Below are 18808 nucleotides of genomic sequence, written 5' to 3' on the forward strand. Positions count from 1 at the left end.
ATTGCCGGACAGCGTCAGGGTGCCTTCGCCGGTTTTGGTCAGACTTCCAGGCCCCGAGATCCCCCCCGCGAGTGCAAGTGTTGTGGACGGTGAAACATCAAACTTTCCACCGCCTTGCCCCAACATCACATTGCGCGCCGTCGAAATATCGGCGCGGGTTGCAAGCGTGGCGTTATTCAACAGAGTAAGAGCGCCGCTCACATCACCCAGCGATTCATCAGTGTTAATCGACAGAGTGCCATTGCTTACCGTCCACGGTGTCAGCTGCGCGGTGGTCCCTGTTAACTGCCACGTGCTGGTACCGGTTTTATGATACGTACTGAACCCTTGAAACTGACCATTACCTCCGGTGGCAGAAAGTTGAGTAACATCAAAGACCGTTACCCCGGTCCCCTGCGGTTGGGTCGTATCCCCTCCCAGCACCAGAGTATTTGTTGACCCGGTCATGCCGACGACCTTGCCAAGAAACGACCATCCGGCCTGCAGTTCCAACCGATTGACACCACCGGTAAACTCAATGGCGTTTGCCTGTCGTGATGTCTGTCCACCAAACAATGGCTCGCCACTCTTTCCGCCATTAATTGCACCAGCGTTGATAATCGATAAGAATGCGCCTTTTACCCCAGCCCCACCATCACCGAGCCGACCATTTGACGCGTTTCCGCCTTGTGCGCCCCCTTCACCCGCCCCGCCTTCCCCATTGCCGCCTGCCGCAAATGATGGGCCACCGTTACCACCTGAAATCACGCCCTGGTTGATAATAGAAACCGTATTCTGACCATTATTCGCTACCAAAATACCCGCACCACCCCCACCGCTTGCAGTGATACTGGCGGAAGGACGAATGCCGCCATCACCGCCAGTGATCGTACCTCCGACGAGGTTGGTCACATTTGCATTGGTCACAACGGCGGCGCCACCACCGCCGCCCGAGCGTCCTCGACCACCGACGCCTCCGGTTATCGTGCCGCTTTCATTGGTCAGGTGAGTCGCCGTTCCACCGGTCAACACAACCGCCGTACCGCCGCCGCCGCCCGAACTTCCCCCGGTTCCCCCGGCACCGCCCGTGATGGCCGAACCACTCCCGGTCAGGATCAGGTTCCCATCTGTCAGCACGCCCGCACCGCCGCCGCCGCTGCCGGTATCGAGGTTATTTGGCGTCCCCGTACCACCGCTCCCTCCGCTAACCGTTGCACCGTCGAGCGTCAGTGATACACCATTGCGCACGATTATCCCGCTCCCACCACCAGCAGCGCCGGTACCATCAGCACCCGCTCCGCCGGTGACACTGGTAGTCATCGTCTGTGACGCCGTTATCTGCATTCCAGGATCGCCCCCTAACCCGGCAGAATTCCCGTTTTGTCCGTCCGCGCCTTTTCCATCGGTTACACTGCCATCACCGCCATCATTCGTACCGCTACCGCTGCCACCACCACCGCCACCCGTGACCTGACTCCCTGCAGACCCTGGGGTACCCGATGTTGCACCATTTCCTCCAGCATACGCATCTGATAGCGTCAGCGTACTGATGAACATAAAGGTAAACACCCCTCCCAACCACGTAAATTTCCTGGGTTGCGTAATATTCCCGTGTTGTAGACAGGCCCTGCCTGCGGGAGTCATATATAAAGTCTTATTCATTATTTTACCTGTGAGGTGTTGTTATCGTCGCTCTTAGCAATAGATGTGCACATCCACAGAGCACATAAATGTGCACATCGATTATTTCAAGCAACCTAAGCGTTTGTTGGTGAATAGCGTTACGCGACTGAATGCGCGGTGATGATGCTGTTCCGACGGTTACAGTTGATGCGCTGGTTTTTTAAATGGCTCCATGTGTTATTTAATTGATGAAGTTTTTTTATGATACTGATAAAGCGTAACTGCATATACATTCACATTGACCGACCCTGTATTCACTGACTTTCAGAAAACACATTCAGAATAACTCACCCTGCATGCCAGTGGCTTTAAAAAAATAAAATAAAAACCAATAGTATCAATTAATTGCATGACGCCCGCAATGAAAAAACAAAAGAACCGCCAATGCAAGATTATTATAAAACCTCATAAGCAACCGACATTTACACCCGAGCTTGTATTTACAGATGGTAACATGCAGAAAATAACAAAGCAGCCTATTTCCAGGCAGCACTTAAGATATTTTTGCTTTGACATTTCACAATCAAAGCCTCAACCCAATAAATCCGCCACATCAGTAAAAATTACAAACCTCATTTTAATAAATATTAATTATTTAAAAAAACCAAACAATTAAATACAACTCAAATAACACGTAAAAATAAATACAAATAATAAAAAATACCACTGACCAGTAGTCACCGCTCATCGTCAACTGTAACTACTGAGAAATCCCGCCATCAGCACAAGCTTAAGTAGCCTATAAAATGAAACAATATACTCACCTGTTGGTACTATTTTTTGTCGACGCCATCACCTTTTTCCTAAGTAAAATTCATTAGATCAACTGGCGCACGACTCATACTTATCCTAGGGTTAGAATATGTCTCCGTATGCCACATTATTGTGTTTTTAAAGTAAAAAATGTGGTTATTTGAAAAAGGTAAAGAATATGGCTCCAGTTATCATCACTCGCTTAATTCTTTGTTGCAGCGCCTTTTCCATATTTCCAGTGGCCGATGCTGCAACTCCCGTAACCGGCACATTTCAGGTGCTGATGACCATTCAAAAAGCCTGTACCGTCACCGCAGGTTCAGGGTCAAATATCTCACTGGGTTCAGTTAACGCCACGGCGACAAATACATCAGCCAGTAATACCATTTCCATTAATTGCTCCAAGACGACACCTTATTTTATAGGTCTGGCACCTTCAGTCGCTAACGGGGGGAATACCACGGGCAGAGGGGCAATGTCCTCGGTGGCCAACGCAGCAACCAACACGGATAAAGTGCCGTACCAGTTGAACCAAACGTCTGCAACGGGCCCGGTTTGGGGTAATACAGCCACTGCAGAAAGCGTGGGAAATGGGGTTGCCTCGACCGGGACCGGACTGGGACAAAGTTTCACTGTGTATGCCACCGCACCGAGCGCCAACTTCACGCCTGATGACTATGCCGATCTCGTAACGGTTAACGTTAACTACTAACCTCAGGAAGACCTATGACATTGAAACTGCCTGTGCAGTGGCGCGCCTTCGCCTGTCTGTCAGGAATAGCCTTAAGCATTAACATCGCGACGGCAAGCGGGCTGCAAATAGCGCCGGTTACGCTGACATTGCAGGCAACGCAAAATGCCGACGGTATCTGGTTAAGCAACGCAGGTGAAAACGTGCTGAATGCGCAGGTGCGGGTATTTCAATGGCGTCAGGGGGCAGACGGCGATACGTTGTCACCCTCTCAGGGACTGGTCATCAGTCCGCCAATGCTGGCATTAGCCCCAGGTGAGCGCCAACTCATCCGCGTGATTCGAACCTCGCCGCCCTCGGCGTCTGTTGAAGAAGCCTATCGCTTATCCATTGATGAATTGCCCCCTGCGAAATTACAAAAAAATAAACTGCAATTTGTGATGCATTATTCCGTGCCCGTATTTATTCAACCCACAACGCAGGCTGACACAGCGGCAAAGTTACAGTGGAAACTGCAACAGCGTGACGGCAAGCACTTTCTTGAAGTCAGTAATCAGGGAAATGCGCATGCCCAATTATCCGCTGCCACGTTTATACAACGTAATGGCGCGAAAAAAGTGATCAGCCCAGGACTGCTAGGCTACGTTCTTCCAGGTTCAACGATGCGGTGGATAGTCTCCCCGTCAGCCAGTGATACGCATTACGGCGGAAAAGTTGAAGTCACGGTCAATGGCCAAAAAACAGTACAAGAACTCTGACTGGCTCTGGCTTGTGGTGAAATATGGCGTACTTAACGGAGCCTTACTCTCGGGAATGGCCTGCGTGCACGCACAGACAAACACCCCAACGGACACGGGCATTATTCGTGATGAGTCCCCCTTGCCCGGAGTCGATTTATATCTCGACGTGACGGTCAACGGCAATGCCGCTGGATTGGTTCATTTTGGCTATGAAAACGAAAAGCTGTACGCCGGTGCCAATACCCTACGCACGCTGGGTTTTCGTCTACCAGAGGAAACTACTCAGCCTGTCGGGCTGTATGATATTGCGCAGTTGAACGTTGACTACAATAAACAACTGCAAACGCTGGCGCTAACCGTACCACTAAGTGAACTCGACCTTGCCACCACCCAGCTTAACCCACCCGCAGAAACTGCCCCGATGGCCTCCACCGCGGGCGGCGCGTTGCTCAATTATGATATTTACACAGAGCAGGGTGACGCCAGCAGCGTGAATACGTTTAGCGAACTGCGCGCTTTTAATGGTTCAGGGGTGTTAAGTACCACTCAACTTACCCAGTACTCCACTGAAACCGATGCCGATAACGCCTTTTACCGACTGGATACCAGCTGGCGCTCATCATTCCCGGAGACGATGCTGGCACTGACCGTGGGGGATACGCTGACCAGTTCACTCGCCGGTTCCCGCCCAACCCGCATCGGCGGTATTCAAATTGGGACTGATTTTGGTTTGCAGCCGTATATGCCAACCACCCCACTTCCCGCGTATCTCGGCTCCGCAACGTTGCCGTCCAACGTAGAGCTGTATGTCGACGGGGTCAGGTACTACAACGGTGAAGTCCCGGCGGGCAGTTTTCAAATCAACACCCTGCCAAATATCAGCGGTGCGGGGACGGGCCAGGTGATGATGACGGATGCGCTGGGCAGAACGACGGTGCAAAATTTCTCTTTTTACAACGATCAACAGCTGCTGCGCGAAGGTTTGACATCCTGGTCGGCCGAGCTTGGCGTGGTGCGCGAAAACTACGGTTACTCCTCATTTGAGTATGCCAGCGCCCCGGCGCTCAGCGGAACCTGGCGTCGAGGGTTCAGCAATAGTTTTACCGCCGGGGCGCACGCAGAAACAAGCGACGGGTTGATTAATGCCGGTTTCAGCAACGACTGGATCCCAGATATCCACAGCGGCACACTCTCTACGGCATTGGCAGCAAGTGCGGACGCCGGGAAAAACGGTTTCTTATACAGCGTGGGATACCGCTGGTCCGGAGAAAAATTCAATTTCAGCACCAGTACTACCGCCACCTCCGGCGATTATCATGATGTGGCAACGCATTATGGCGAACCTCCGCCTACGCTGAGCAGCAACACGGTGGTGGGCTATTCACTGGCGTCCGCCGGAAATATCAGCCTGAGCTACCTGCAATTTCGCTACCCGCATGAAAGCGCCGTACGCTATGCCAACGCCAGTTGGTACAAGTCTCTCACTGATACCGTGTCTCTTAACGCAGGGTTCAACCAGAACGTTGATGACAACCGCGACCGCAGCATCTACCTGATGGTGACCGTCACTACGCCCCGTAATCTGAGCGTCAGCAGCACCATCCAGCGTACAAATGACGAAACCGGCTACCAGTTGAATGCCAGCCAGACGCCGCCCGCTGACGGCGGCTGGGGCTGGAACGTCGCCGCCAGCCAGCAATCATCTCAACAAAGCGGCCAGGGTGAAGTGGGCTATTTAGGCCGTTACGGGAAAGCGTACGCCGGCTTCAGCCAATTGCCGGATAACCATTATGGCTATGCCGGTGCGACCGGATCCGTGGTGATGATGGGCGGCGGCCTGTTTGCCGCGCGTGAAATTAACAGTGGCTTTGCCGTGGTGTCGACCGACGGCATCCCCGACGTTCCCATCAAACTACAAAACAACGTGATCGGCAGCAGTGATGACAATGGCCTGCTGCTGGTCACCTCCCTGAACAGCTATCAAAAAAACCAGATCAGCATTGACCCGATGGACCTGCCCGCCAATATGCGCATCACCCGCATCGAGGCAAATGCCACCCCCGCAGACCGTTCCGGCACGCTGGTCAGTTTTGGTATTACGCCAGTGCGCGCCGCGCAGGTGATCCTCGTCGACGAACAGGGTCAGGCTATCCCCGAAGGCAGCGTGGCCATTGCCACCACCGGCGCGGGCCAGTCATCGCTTGTTGGGTTTGACGGGATGACCTGGTTCGACACGCTGGAGCAACACAACACCCTGCGTATCAAGACAGAAACCGGCACCTGCAGCGTCAAATTTGACTACCCGGCCTCAGCGCGAGGCATCGTGCAGATAGGCCCACTGGTATGCCGATAACAGGAGTATTTTCATGCGGCTAAGAAATCTGGTTATTATTGGCGGATTACTCGCATGCCCGGTAGCCGGTTATGCGGTTACCTGTTCGGTAAGCAACGTGCAGACGGTTAATTTTGGCGCCGTCAATCCGCTGCCAACGTCATCGGTAACATCCGCGATGACGTTTAACTACAGCTGCGCTAAAGAGCTGGGTGACGTGCTGGCGGGGATTAATCTGTGCTTTAATATTGGCATCTCCGGCGTCAGCGGCCAGGTCACCACCAGGAACATGTCATTAATCGGTACGCCAGCCAGAACGCTGGCCTATCAGCTGTACCAGGACGCGGGGTATAGCAAAATATGGGGCAGCCAGTATCAGTCGGGAGCCACCTTTCCGATGGTAAAGCTCAACTTACTCAATCTGACACCGGTGACCGGTACGCTGACGGTATACGCGAAGCTCAATACCCCACAAACGACCGCCGTGCCGGGAAACTATCAGGATAGCTATACGGCGGCAACCGCCCTGGTGACGCTCAATCCCGGTCTGGTTGTGCCACCCACGACCTGTGGTGATACCGTCGCCGCCAGGTTACCCTTCTTAGTCTCGGCCAACGTCACAAAGCAGTGTGCGATCAGCTACGCCAATAACATTATCTTTAACCCATCTAAAGCCACAGACCGCAATGTCACGGCAAACAGTGCACTCGGGGTCGCCTGCACCAATAACACCCCCTATACCATTGGACTGCAGCCCTCTAATGGGAATACGGCAGGTTATGGCGTGTTGAAAGGAACCGGAGCCAATCAGGATAAAGTGCCATATCAGTTGAGTTCAACACCAGGCCCGACGGGGACTATCTGGGGAAATACGTCGCTTAATGCAGTAGCAGGCACCGGTACGGGATTAACCACCGATTATCCGGTGTATGCCACCGTTCCGAGTAGCAATTTTACCCCTGACAACTATGCCGATACGGTGACCATCTCGGTGACCTATTGAGCGCAGAAATGCAATAAGGGAAATACAATTTATTATCATATTCTTTACTTTTAGAGGTGCGTCATAAATCTGACAAATAGCAGGCTGCATTTCTTATGCACCGCAACTGGTTTATTATCAGTAAAACCGCCAAAAACACTGTAAATCCCGGATAATTATTCACTTACCAACTAAGAATACAGCTCACAGACATGACAAACCGTGCCCTGAAAGCAGGCCGTTGTTTGAAAAAAATGTTAAATTTACGTTTATATGGTGAGTTCCACTGTATACCACGGCGAAATTAAGCACATATTACTTTTATAACTAAGGTTTATCATGGATAAGTTATCTTACGCTTCAGATAGCAGCACATCTGCCTGGAATACCTACCTGCAACAAATCGAGCGTGTGGCCCCGTACCTGGGTGAACTTTCCCACTGGGTGGATACCCTGCGTCACCCAAAACGCGCGTTGATTGTCGATATCCCGGTGCAAATGGATGACGGTACTATCCGCCATTTCGAGGGATACCGCGTGCAGCACAACCTCTCCCGAGGCCCAGGTAAAGGCGGCGTGCGTTATCATCCTGATGTTGATCTTAACGAAGTGATGGCCCTTTCCGCGTGGATGACCATCAAATGCGCCGCGCTTAATCTGCCGTACGGCGGTGCTAAAGGTGGCGTTCGCGTCGATCCGTTCTCGCTGTCTGAAGGTGAACTGGAGCGTTTGACCCGCCGCTATACCAGTGAAATCGGCATTATCATCGGACCACAGAAAGATATTCCTGCCCCGGATGTCGGCACCAACGGTAAAGTTATGGCGTGGATGATGGATACTTACTCCATGAACCACGGCACTACCGTGACCAGCGTGGTCACCGGTAAACCAATCCATCTTGGCGGCTCTCTGGGTCGTGATAAAGCCACCGGTCGCGGCGTATTCGTCAGCGGTCTGGAAGTAGCGCGCCGTGCCAACATCGCCGTTGAAGGCGCTCGCGTGGCGGTGCAAGGTTTTGGTAACGTGGGGAGTGAAGCAGCTCGCCTGTTCGCCGGTGCGGGTGCACGCGTGGTCGCTATTCAGGATCATACCGCCACCCTGTTTAATACCACCGGGATCGACATGACTGCGCTGACAGCATGGCAGTTAGAGCACAAACAAATTGCCGGTTTCCCAGGTGCTGAAACCATCGCCAGCGAAGCGTTCTGGAGCGTGGAGATGGATATTCTCATCCCGGCTGCGCTTGAAGGCCAGATCACCCGCCACCGCGCAGAAACGCTGACCTGTAAGCTGGTGCTCGAAGGCGCAAACGGCCCAACCTACCCGGATGCCGATGACGTCCTGGCCAGCCGCGGCATCGTCGTGGTACCTGATGTGGTGTGTAACGCCGGTGGCGTTACCGTCAGCTACTTCGAATGGGTACAAGACATGGCAAGCTTCTTCTGGAGCGAAGAAGAGATCAACGCGCGCATGGATAAGATCATGACCGACGCAATGGTCCACGTGTGGGAAAAAGCCGCTGAGAAATCCTGTTCTCTGCGCACTGCCGCCTACATTGTCGCCTGCGAGCGTATTCTGCTGGCGCGTAAAGATCGCGGAATCTATCCGGGCTAAGACCGGACTCCACTCTTGCGAACAAAACCACCTGCAGAGCAGGTGGTTTTTACTTCGCCTCCCCACACGCAGGCGTTCTGCGCTAAACCTTGCCGCATCTCTCATTTCAGCTGTTTTATGCACCACGACGTTTCAATACGGAACATTTATCAGCAAATATGTTCCGTATTGAAACGCTCATTACTGCAATTTTCTTTTGACAACCCGTGTGCAAAATTACCTTATCGGCAGCGAGAGGTCGCCGTGGCGCTGTACATCATCGATACCCTACACCAGATGTCTGCCGTTTTTTGCAGCCATCTCAGGACTGTCTACGGAGCATAAAAATGAAAAAATTGATCAACCGTGTTGAAGACGTACTGAATGAACAACTCGCCGGGTTGGCAAAAGCCTACCCTTCTCTGGCGCTGCATCAGGACCCGGTATACGTCACCCGCGCTGACGCGCCGGTGATGGGCAAAGTGGCGCTGCTGTCCGGCGGCGGCAGCGGGCATGAACCAATGCACTGTGGCTATATTGGTCAGGGCATGCTTTCCGGTGCCTGTCCGGGGGAGATTTTCACCTCGCCAACCCCGGACAAAATGTTCGAATGCGCCATGCAAATTGACGGTGGCGAAGGCGTACTACTGATAATCAAAAATTACACCGGTGACATTCTGAACTTCGAAACCGCCACCGAGCTGTTGCACGAAAGCGGCGTCAAGGTCACGACCATGGTTGTTGACGACGACGTAGCGGTAAAAGATAGCCTGTATACCGCCGGACGTCGCGGTGTTGCCAATACCGTACTGATTGAAAAACTGGTCGGCGCCGCCGCCGAACGCGGTGACTCGCTGGAGGCATGCGCCACGCTGGGTCGTAAACTGAATAACCTCGGTCACTCTATTGGTATCGCCATCGGCGCCTGTACCGTTCCGGCCGCCGGGCAACCTTCGTTTACGCTGCAGGATAACGAAATGGAGTTTGGGGTCGGCATTCATGGGGAGCCGGGAATCGATCGCCGCGCCTTCTCATCCCTCGACCAGACCGTGGATGAAATGTTCGACACCCTGCTGGAAAACGGTCACTACAGCCGTACGCTGCGCCACTGGGACAACGTCCAGGGTGCCTGGCAGGAAGGTAAAGAAACCAAACAGGCGCTGCAACAGGGTGACCGCGTCATTGCGCTGGTCAATAACCTCGGCGCAACGCCGTTGTCCGAACTGTTCGGCGTCTATAACCGTCTTGAAAGCCGCTGTCAGGATGCGGGTATCGTTATCGAACGCAATCTGATTGGCTCTTACTGTACCTCTCTGGATATGACCGGTTTCTCCATCACCCTGTTAAAGGTCGATGACGAAACGCTGAACCTGTGGGATGCACCGGTACACACCCCTGCTCTCAACTGGGGTAAATAAGGAGATTCATAATGTCCCTCAACAGAACACAAATCGTTAACTGGCTTTATCGCTGCGGTGAAATATTTACCACAGAAAGTGATTTTCTGACCGGTCTGGACCGGGAAATTGGCGACGCCGACCACGGCCTGAATATGCACCGTGGCTTCAGTAAAGTGGTCGAAAAACTGCCGTCCATTGCGGATAAAGACATCGGTTTCATTTTGAAAAACACCGGCATGGTGCTGCTTTCCAGCGTCGGCGGGGCCAGCGGTCCGCTGTTCGGCACCTTCTTCATCCGCGCCGCACAGGTGACTCAGGCCCATCAGAGCCTGACGCTGGACGAGCTGTATCAGATGATGCGCGATGGCGCTGAAGGCGTGATTAGCCGGGGTAAAGCCGAGCCTGGAGACAAAACCATGTGCGATGTCTGGGTACCGGTGGTCGAATCGCTACGTCAGTCCTGCGAACAAAAACTGAGTGTACAGACGGCGCTGGACGCGGCGAGTCAACAAGCAGAAGCGGCTGCACAAAGCACCATCACCATGCAGGCACGTAAAGGTCGTGCCAGCTATCTGGGTGAGCGCAGTATCGGGCATCAGGATCCCGGCGCAACGTCGGTGATGTTTATGATGCAAATGCTGGCTCAGGCCGCCAGAGAGTAAGGATAAAGCGATGGTAAACCTGGTTATTGTGTCTCATAGCGCGCAGTTGGGCGCAGGCGTCGGCGAGTTAGCCCGACAGATGTTAATGGGCGAAGGGTGCAAACTCGCGATCGCCGCGGGCATTGACGATCCCGATAATCCTATCGGCACCGATCCGATTAAAGTGATGGAAGCCATTGAGTCCGTCGCGGACACGGATCACGTACTGGTGATGATGGATATCGGCAGCGCGTTATTAAGTGCGGAAACCGCCCTGGAACTGCTCGATCCGACGATCGCCGCGAAGGTACGCTTGTGCGCAGCTCCGCTGGTAGAAGGCACCCTGGCCGCAACGGTCAGCGCCGCAGCAGGTGCCGATATCGACCGCGTCATTCGCGATGCCATGAGCGCCCTCGATGCCAAATATGCGCAACTGGGTTTACCACCGTCGTCCCCGGTCGTGACCTCGCCGGAAGGCCTCTCTGCTGATGACGAGGCCCGCTCTGTTGCCGTGGTGGTCAAAAACCCCAACGGCATCCACGTTCGCCCCGCGTCACGGCTGGTCTCCACGTTGTCTGGCTTTCGCGCCGACATGCTGCTTGAGAAAAACGGTAAGTGCGTGGTCCCGGACAGCCTGAACCAAATCGCGCTGCTGCAGGTGCGTTGTAATGACACGCTGCGCTTAATTGCCAAAGGTGAACAGGCCGACGACGCGCTGGCGGCATTCAAACAGCTGGCTGCGCAGAACTTTGGTGAGTCCGTTGAACAACCACATACCGGCGGCATCACCAACTCAGCGCCGATACAAGCAACAGGGATGGCCTTTTGCTATACGCCGGTCGCCGCAGAGGTAGCCCCGCAGCCTGCCACCGATTTACCGTACGAACAGCAGCGGTTACAGGCGGCAATCCGCAATACGCTGGAGGATCTGAACTGTTTAACGGCGCTTGCCGAAGAGAAATACTCCGCCGATATCGCCGCGATTTTCTCCGGCCACCACACGCTGCTGGACGATACCGAGTTATATGACATGGCCTGCGCTATCATGCGCGAAAAACAGTGTCGCGCCGAACATGCCTGGCATACGGTATTGAGCGACCTGAGTCAGCAGTATCTCCAGCTCGACGACCCCTATTTGCAGGCGCGGTATATCGATATTGACGATTTACTGTACCGCTCACTGCGGCATTTGACCGGAATACCCGCTCAAATCCCGACCTTTATTCGCCCGACAATCCTGGTGGCAGACGTCATTTACCCGTCCACCGTACTGCAGTTGGATCCGCTGACCATCAAAGGCATTTGTTTGCGCGCGGGCAGCGAGGCGTCCCATTCGGCAATCATTGCCCGCGAGATGGGGATCGGCTGGGTATGCCAGCAGGGTGAGGCGCTCGACGCCATCAAAATGGGGGACACCCTGACCCTTGACTGCGCGGAACATCAGGTCATCCGCGTGGGCTAAACGCCGCTGCACGTCCTGTTATCACAAAGGGCGTGCAGCTTTCACATCAGGTGCGGAAATGTCAGTTTGTTCGCAAAATAGGGTCCCTATAACGCGTAACGGTCGATCCTGGACTAAGGTTTTCTCATGGTAAATGCCGCAACTTCGGCACGCCGCTAAGGAGATTACCCGATGATAACGCCAGCAATTCGCCATCCTGGCCTGCTCTCTGTTACAGTAAAACTCACGCTCGCAAGTACCATTTTGGCCCTTGCTTCATTCGCCACCCACGCCGAGGAACAGCCCGCCGCAACGCCGCAGCCCCCTGATATCCTGCTCGGCCCTCTGTTTAATGATGTGCAAACCGCCAAACTGTTCCCGGATCAGAAAACCTTTGCCGATGCGGTGCCCAATAGCGATCCGCTGATGATCCTTGCTGATTATCGGATGCAAAAAAACCAGTCCGGCTTCGATCTTCGTCATTTCGTCGGTGTGAATTTTACGCTGCCCAAAGAGGGTGAGAAATACGTACCGCCCGCCGGGCAGTCGCTGCGTGAGCATATCGACGGGCTGTGGCCGGTGCTAACGCGCTCGACGACTGACGTGGAAAAATGGGACTCATTGCTGCCACTGCCGGAGCCGTATGTGGTGCCCGGCGGGCGTTTTCGCGAAATTTATTACTGGGACAGCTATTTCACTATGCTGGGGCTTGCCGAGAGCAACCACTGGGACAAGGTCTCCGACATGGTGGCGAACTTCGCTTACGAGATTGATGCCTGGGGGCACATTCCTAACGGTAACCGCAGCTATTATCTGAGCCGCTCCCAGCCGCCGTTCTTCGCCTTTATGGTTGAACTGCTGGCGCAGCACGACGGTAATGATGCGCTGAAAAAATACCTGCCGCAGATGCAGAAAGAATACAGCTACTGGATGGAGGGCGTCGAAACGCTTAAGCCTGGTCAGCAGAACAAACGGGTAGTCAAACTGGCTGACGGCACGGTGTTAAACCGCTACTGGGACGATCGCGACACGCCAAGACCCGAGTCCTGGGTTGAAGATATTGCCACGGCCAAAAGCAACCCGAACCGTCCGGCCACCGACATTTACCGCGACCTGCGCTCGGCCGCCGCCTCGGGTTGGGACTTCAGCTCACGTTGGATGGACAACCCGAACCAGTTGAGCACCCTGCGCACCACCAGCATCGTCCCTGTCGATCTCAATGCGCTACTGTACAAGATGGAAAAAATGATTGCGCTTGCCAGCAAAGCCGCTGGCGATGAGGCCAAAGCCACACAGTACGAAGGCTTCGCCAATGCGCGACAAAAAGGGATTGAAAGCTACCTGTGGAACGATAAAGAGGGCTGGTATGCCGACTACGATTTAAAAAGTCAGAAAGTACGCAATCAGCTGACCGCCGCCGCGCTGTTCCCGCTGTATGTCAATGCGGCAGCCAACGATCGCGCTGGCAAGGTGGCTGCGGCCACCCAGGCGCATCTGCTGCAACCCGGCGGTCTGGCCACAACGTCAGTGAAAAGCGGTCAGCAATGGGATGCGCCCAACGGCTGGGCACCGCTCCAGTGGGTTGCAGCGTCCGGGTTACAAAACTACGGCCAGGATAAGGTCGCCATGGAGGTCACCTGGCGCTTCCTGACCAACGTGCAACATACCTATGACCGGGAGAAAAAGCTGGTTGAAAAATACGACGTCAGCAGCACAGGAACCGGCGGTGGCGGTGGCGAGTACCCGTTACAGGACGGCTTTGGCTGGACCAACGGCGTCACCTTAAAAATGCTCGACCTGATTTGCGCCAAAGAAAAACCCTGTGATAGTGTCCCGTCTTCGCGTCCTGCGCCTGCCAGCCCCGCACCTGCGGGGCCTCAAAAACAGGCACAACCCACGCCTTAGCATCATCAGCAGTACGGTTTTTCTTCTCCCAATCCGCGCTTCGTCGCGGATTTTTTTGCCTTTCGTCTGCGTATTTCCGGTGTCTCTATTACACCTAGCCCTTATGGGGTATCCCTGTTTTCATCCATGAGAAATTGATTCTGAACATGTTTTTATTCGTTATATATGTAAATATATAGCGATTTTATCACTGCTCAGGATAAGCATAATGCCACTGACAAGACGGATGTTTGCCCAACTCGTGGCCACTACGCTACTGTTACGCCATCTTCCTGCCTTTGCCCAAACGCCGCTCACCATGGATGTCGGTATTCTGCCCCCGCCTGATTCTATTCAGCGCGTGGTGAGCGCAGGAGCGCCTGCCGATGTGCTCCTGCTGGCCGTTGCGCCAGAGAAACTGGTCGGGTTTTCATCCTTTGACTTTTCCCGCCAGGCCGCCCTTCCTTTTTCCGATGACATCCGGGCATTACCCAAACTGGGCAGACTGGCAGGACGCGCCAGCACCCTGTCGCTGGAAGCCTTACTGGCGCTCAAACCCGACCTGGTGGTTGACTGCGGAAACGCCGATGAAACCTGGCTTTCTCAGGCACGCCAGGTGAGCGCGCAAACACACATTCCCTGGTTGCTGATTAACGGTGAACTTCGGCAAACCCCGGCGCAGCTGGCTGCGGCCGGTAACGCGCTGGGCACGGCCGCACGTACCGCCGCGCAGGCCGGGCTTGCCCGCCAATTTATTGATGAAGCCGACGCTTTCTCGCACTCTGCTGCGGCAAAACTGCGTTTCTATGCCGCGCGCGGGGCCAGAGGGCTTGAAACCGGTTTGCAAGGCTCTTTGCATACCGAAGCCGCAGAGCTGCTGGGGTTAGAAAATGTGGCGCAAATTCCCGGTCGACAGGGCCTGGCACAGGTATCGATGGAGCACCTGCTGAGCTGGCAGCCGGACATCATCCTGGTTCAGGACGCGGTGACAGCGCAGCACCTGCGAGAAGATCCGCTCTGGCAAGGGGTGAAAGCCGTTGCCGGGAAACGCATTCTGTTTCTCAGCGGCCTGCCGTTTGGCTGGCTGGACGCGCCACCCGGTATCAACCGCTTGCTGGGGTTACGCCGCCTGCACGCCTGGCTCGATCCTGACGTCGCGGCACGCTTTAAATCCGATATGCAGCGCTACGCGGAACTGTTCTGGCATACCACCCTCAGTGATTCACAGTACCAAACGTTGGTGGCAGCCAGATGAAAACCTCCACCCTCAGTGTTCTGCTGACGGCAGCCATCGTCGTGTGCGTAATGGTCGCCGCAATTTCCGGTGCTTATCGCCTGGATGCGCAGCACGTCATGGCGCTTATTACGGGCCAGGATAGCGTATTGGCGCAGGATAAAATTGTCTTCTGGCAAATTCGCTTGCCGCGCATTCTGGCCGCGCTGTTGCTGGGCGCGGCGCTGGCGGGAGCCGGAACAACCTATCAGGGCATGTTCCGTAACCCACTGGTCTCGCCGGACATTCTCGGCGTGGCGGCCGGCGCGGGTTTGGGCGCCTGTTCAGCCATCTTGCTGGGCTTACCGATCCTGTTTATTCAGCTATATGCGTTTATCGGCGGCCTGCTGGTCGTTGCAGGCGTGTGGCTGATTACCCGCCGGGTGCAGCGCCACGATCCGGTACTCACGCTGGTACTGGTCGGCATTGCGCTGGGTACGGTGTGTGGTGCCGGTATTTCGCTGATCAAAACGCTGGCCGATCCGTATACCCAGCTCCCGTCAATTACCTTCTGGCTGCTCGGCGGGTTATCCACTATCACGGCGCACGACCTGTGGTTTTCAGCACCACTGATTATAGCCGGTTCGATCCCGCTGCTGCTGCTGCGCTGGCGCATGAACCTGCTTACGCTCTCGGATGATGAAGCCCGCTCGCTGGGCATCAACGTTTCCCGACTGCGGCTGGGGCTGATTGTTTGCGCCACGCTAATCACCGCCTGTACCGTCGCCATTGCCGGAATTATCGGCTGGATCGGACTGGTGGTGCCGCATATTGGCCGCCTGCTCAGCGGTAACAATCATCAGCAACTGCTGCCGGTTTCCATGGGTATCGGGGCCATTTTACTGCTGCTGACCGACACCCTTGCGCGCACCCTGAGCAGCACGGAAATTCCGCTGGGGATCCTGACCGCGTTTATTGGCGCACCGTTTTTCCTGGCACTGCTGCTGCGGGGACATCGCTCATGACGCTACTGACCGTACAACGCGCCTCTCTGGGATACTCCGCCCGACGCCCGGTATTACGCCACGTGTCGTTCAGCGTCGACGAAGGGTCTATTTGCTGCCTGCTGGGCGCCAACGGCAGCGGCAAAACGACGCTGATGCGTACCCTGCTTGGTGTTCTCCCACTCCTGCAGGGTGACATTTTACTGGACGGCGTGGCAGCCAATCGTCTCAGCGATCGTGAGCGCGCCCGCGCCATCGCCTGGGTACCGCAGGCACATGACGGCGCTTTTGCCTTCACTGCGCTGGATATGGTGATGATGGGACTGGCCCCGCAAATGGCGGCATTTGCCATTCCCGGCACCAAAGAGCGCGACAGTGCGCATCAGCAACTGGAGATGCTGGAAATCAGCCATCTGGCGCAACGTCGCTGGAACACGCTCAGTGGCGGAGAGCGCCAGCTGGTGCTGATTGCCCGCGCGCTGGCGCAGCGTCCGCGCCTGCTGCTACTGGATGAACCCGCCTCCAGCCTCGATTTTGGTCATCAGATCCGCCTGCTCGACACGCTGGTTAGGCTAAAAAATACCGGCATGGCACTGCTGATGTCGACCCACCATCCGCTGCATGCGCAGGCGATAGCCGACAGCGTGGTACGCGTCGAACCGGACGGCATGGTGTCGCAAGGTCTTCCTGAACACCAGCTCGCCGCCGATCGACTGGCCACGCTGTATCGCGTTACGCCGTCACAAATTGCTCACCACCTCTTTGGCTCACAATATTAAGGAATAACGATGCTCATTGACGACATTGATTTTGCCGACCTTTACCGTAAACAGCTGCGTTTGGCGCATCGCACCGAGAAAATGCCCGAGCACTGGGATAAGCGTGCGGAAAAAATGGCCGAGAATTGCGCCTCATTAACCGACAGCTATCTGCTGCAGCTATTGGGGAAAATCGACCTGAAAGGCGCAGAATCGCTGTTTGATATGGGCTGCGGGCCCGGTACGGTATCACTGGCGCTGGCTAAAAAGATGCCGATAATCTACGGCGTGGATTACAGCCAGGGAATGCTGAGCGTTGCCGCCCGCCGTGCCGGGCAGATGAATGCCCACCACGTTCAGTGGGTACAGCGTGCCTGGGAAGAACACTGGGATGACTTACCCCGATGCGATATTGCCGTCGCCTCGCGTTCCACGCTGGTCGCCGACATGCGCCAGGCGATGACCAGGCTGAATAATCAGGCACGGTTACGGGTGTACACCACCCACCTCGTCAGTTCCTCGTTTGTATCGCCGACTCTTCAGCGCGCGCTGGGACGCGAGGTAATAGAACTTCCCAACTATATCTACGCGCTGAATGTCCTGTACCAGATGGGCATCCACGCTCACGTTGATTTTATCCGCGGGCCCAACTGTCAGCAGGACAACAGCACCTGGACACGTTTTCTGGAAAACGTGCGCTGGAGCATGGGCGAACTGAGTGCCGACGAGATGGATCGCCTGGAACACTGGTATCAACAGCAGGACCCTCGCACCATTGCGCCCGCCAGCCGCGACTGGGCGCTGATCTGGTGGGATAGCGTGCCGCCGGAGGCACTGCAATGATCTACTTTTCGCAGGCGCAAACCGATGCGCTGCTGCAGGAAGATATTCAGGACGGCGACCTGACCACCCGGGCGCTGGGCATTGGCGCACAGCAAGGGGTTATGGATTTCTGCCATCGCCAGGGGGGCTGCGTGAGCGGCATCGCTGTCGCCGGACAAATGCTGTGTTCATTAGGTTTGACCGTCACCGAACAACGGGCTGATGGCGAACACGCAGCCCCCAGGCAACGGCTCATTCGCGCCCACGGCAACGCGGCAGCACTGCATCAGGGCTGGAAGGCCGTACAAAATGTGCTGGAGTGGAGCTGCGGTGTCTCGCACTATCTCGACGCGATGCTCAGCGTTGCCCGCGCCCGCTACCCTGACGCACAGATCGCCTGTACCCGCAAAGCGATCCCCGGCACCCGCTTGCTGGCAACCCAGGCAGTCCTTGCCGCCGGTGGCATTATTCACCGGGGAGGATGCGCCGAAACCGTCTTGCTATTTGCCAATCATCGTCGTTTTCTTACTGACCCGCACGACTGGGCAGGCGCCATCGCGCAGTTACGCCGCCATGCGCCAGAAAAAAAGATTGTCGTCGAAGCCGACACGCCGGATGAAGCTCTGGCCGCGCTACGCGCCGCACCCGATGTACTGCAACTCGACAAATTTACCCCCGAGCAGGCGGCAGACATTGCTCGTCTGGCCTCTTCTCTGGCCCCTCATTGCACGCTGGCGCTGACTGGCGGCATAACCCTCGCCTCGCTGGCGAGTTTTCTCGACTGTGGCATCAGACTCTTTATCACCTCCGCCCCTTACTACGCCCCACCGGCGGATATCAAAGTAAGCCTGAGCCCGGACGCACGTGGCATATAACATTAATAAATGGACTA

Annotated in this window: 14 protein-coding genes and 1 pseudogene; 14 read left to right on the forward strand and 1 reads right to left on the reverse strand. The window is 55.4% G+C overall.

The genetic code is table 11. The features are described from left to right. Positions 1-1536, reverse strand: a pseudogene (locus QNN86_RS00005) (hypothetical protein); the annotation flags it as partial. Between the two features lie 1057 nt (positions 1537-2593). Here QNN86_RS00005 and QNN86_RS00010 point away from each other — a divergent pair. From QNN86_RS00010 to modD, 14 genes are all read left to right on the forward strand, one after another. Next, a complete protein-coding gene (locus QNN86_RS00010; protein ID WP_414210468.1) occupies positions 2594-3127 on the forward strand; it encodes a spore coat U domain-containing protein in 534 nt (177 codons plus the stop codon). A gap of 14 nt (positions 3128-3141) precedes the next feature. After that, complete coding sequence (locus QNN86_RS00015; RefSeq protein ID WP_182269701.1) at positions 3142-3864, forward strand: molecular chaperone; 723 nt, start codon at positions 3142-3144, stop codon at positions 3862-3864. After that, on the forward strand, positions 3836-6199 hold the full coding sequence (locus QNN86_RS00020; RefSeq protein ID WP_414210469.1) for a fimbria/pilus outer membrane usher protein: 2364 nt from the start codon (positions 3836-3838) through the stop codon (positions 6197-6199). Before QNN86_RS00015 ends, QNN86_RS00020 begins: the two co-directional genes overlap by 29 nt. Before the next feature lie 13 nt (positions 6200-6212). Continuing rightward, complete coding sequence (locus QNN86_RS00025; RefSeq protein ID WP_414210470.1) at positions 6213-7181, forward strand: spore coat U domain-containing protein; 969 nt, start codon at positions 6213-6215, stop codon at positions 7179-7181. Between the two features lie 318 nt (positions 7182-7499). Continuing rightward, positions 7500-8774 (forward strand): Glu/Leu/Phe/Val family dehydrogenase, encoded by a 1275-nt coding sequence (locus QNN86_RS00030; RefSeq protein ID WP_096756744.1) that lies wholly within the window; start codon positions 7500-7502, stop codon positions 8772-8774. A 326-nt stretch (positions 8775-9100) separates the two neighbouring features. Continuing rightward, positions 9101-10171 (forward strand): dihydroxyacetone kinase subunit DhaK, encoded by a 1071-nt coding sequence (gene dhaK / locus QNN86_RS00035; protein ID WP_181617152.1) that lies wholly within the window; start codon positions 9101-9103, stop codon positions 10169-10171. 11 nt (positions 10172-10182) lie between these two features. Continuing rightward, positions 10183-10815, forward strand: a complete 633-nt coding sequence (dhaL, locus tag QNN86_RS00040) for a dihydroxyacetone kinase subunit DhaL (protein ID WP_414210471.1) — start codon at positions 10183-10185, stop codon at positions 10813-10815. Positions 10816-10825: 10 nt separating this feature from the next. Next, the gene (gene dhaM, locus QNN86_RS00045) at positions 10826-12256 is read left to right on the forward strand and encodes a dihydroxyacetone kinase phosphoryl donor subunit DhaM (RefSeq protein ID WP_414210472.1); all 1431 of its coding nucleotides are present in this window, start codon (positions 10826-10828) and stop codon (positions 12254-12256) included. Between the two features lie 171 nt (positions 12257-12427). Then, positions 12428-14140 (forward strand): alpha,alpha-trehalase, encoded by a 1713-nt coding sequence (locus tag QNN86_RS00050; protein WP_414210473.1) that lies wholly within the window; start codon positions 12428-12430, stop codon positions 14138-14140. Positions 14141-14348: 208 nt separating this feature from the next. Continuing rightward, a complete protein-coding gene (locus QNN86_RS00055; protein WP_279278005.1) occupies positions 14349-15374 on the forward strand; it encodes an ABC transporter substrate-binding protein in 1026 nt (341 codons plus the stop codon). Beyond that, positions 15371-16357 (forward strand): FecCD family ABC transporter permease, encoded by a 987-nt coding sequence (locus QNN86_RS00060; protein ID WP_279278004.1) that lies wholly within the window; start codon positions 15371-15373, stop codon positions 16355-16357. Before QNN86_RS00055 ends, QNN86_RS00060 begins: the two co-directional genes overlap by 4 nt. Beyond that, entirely contained in the window at positions 16354-17115 is a 762-nt protein-coding gene (locus QNN86_RS00065) for an ABC transporter ATP-binding protein (RefSeq protein WP_279278003.1), read from the forward strand. The genes QNN86_RS00060 and QNN86_RS00065 overlap by 4 nt, the downstream gene beginning before the upstream one ends. 9 nt (positions 17116-17124) lie before the next feature. Beyond that, positions 17125-17937 (forward strand): class I SAM-dependent methyltransferase, encoded by an 813-nt coding sequence (locus tag QNN86_RS00070; protein ID WP_279278002.1) that lies wholly within the window; start codon positions 17125-17127, stop codon positions 17935-17937. After that, positions 17934-18791, forward strand: a complete 858-nt coding sequence (gene modD / locus QNN86_RS00075; protein WP_414210474.1) for a ModD protein — start codon at positions 17934-17936, stop codon at positions 18789-18791. Before QNN86_RS00070 ends, modD begins: the two co-directional genes overlap by 4 nt. Positions 18792-18808 lie beyond the last annotated feature (17 nt).

It is taken from the genome of Citrobacter sp. C348, from assembly GCF_047467975.1.
GTDB lineage: Bacteria > Pseudomonadota > Gammaproteobacteria > Enterobacterales > Enterobacteriaceae > Citrobacter > Citrobacter gillenii.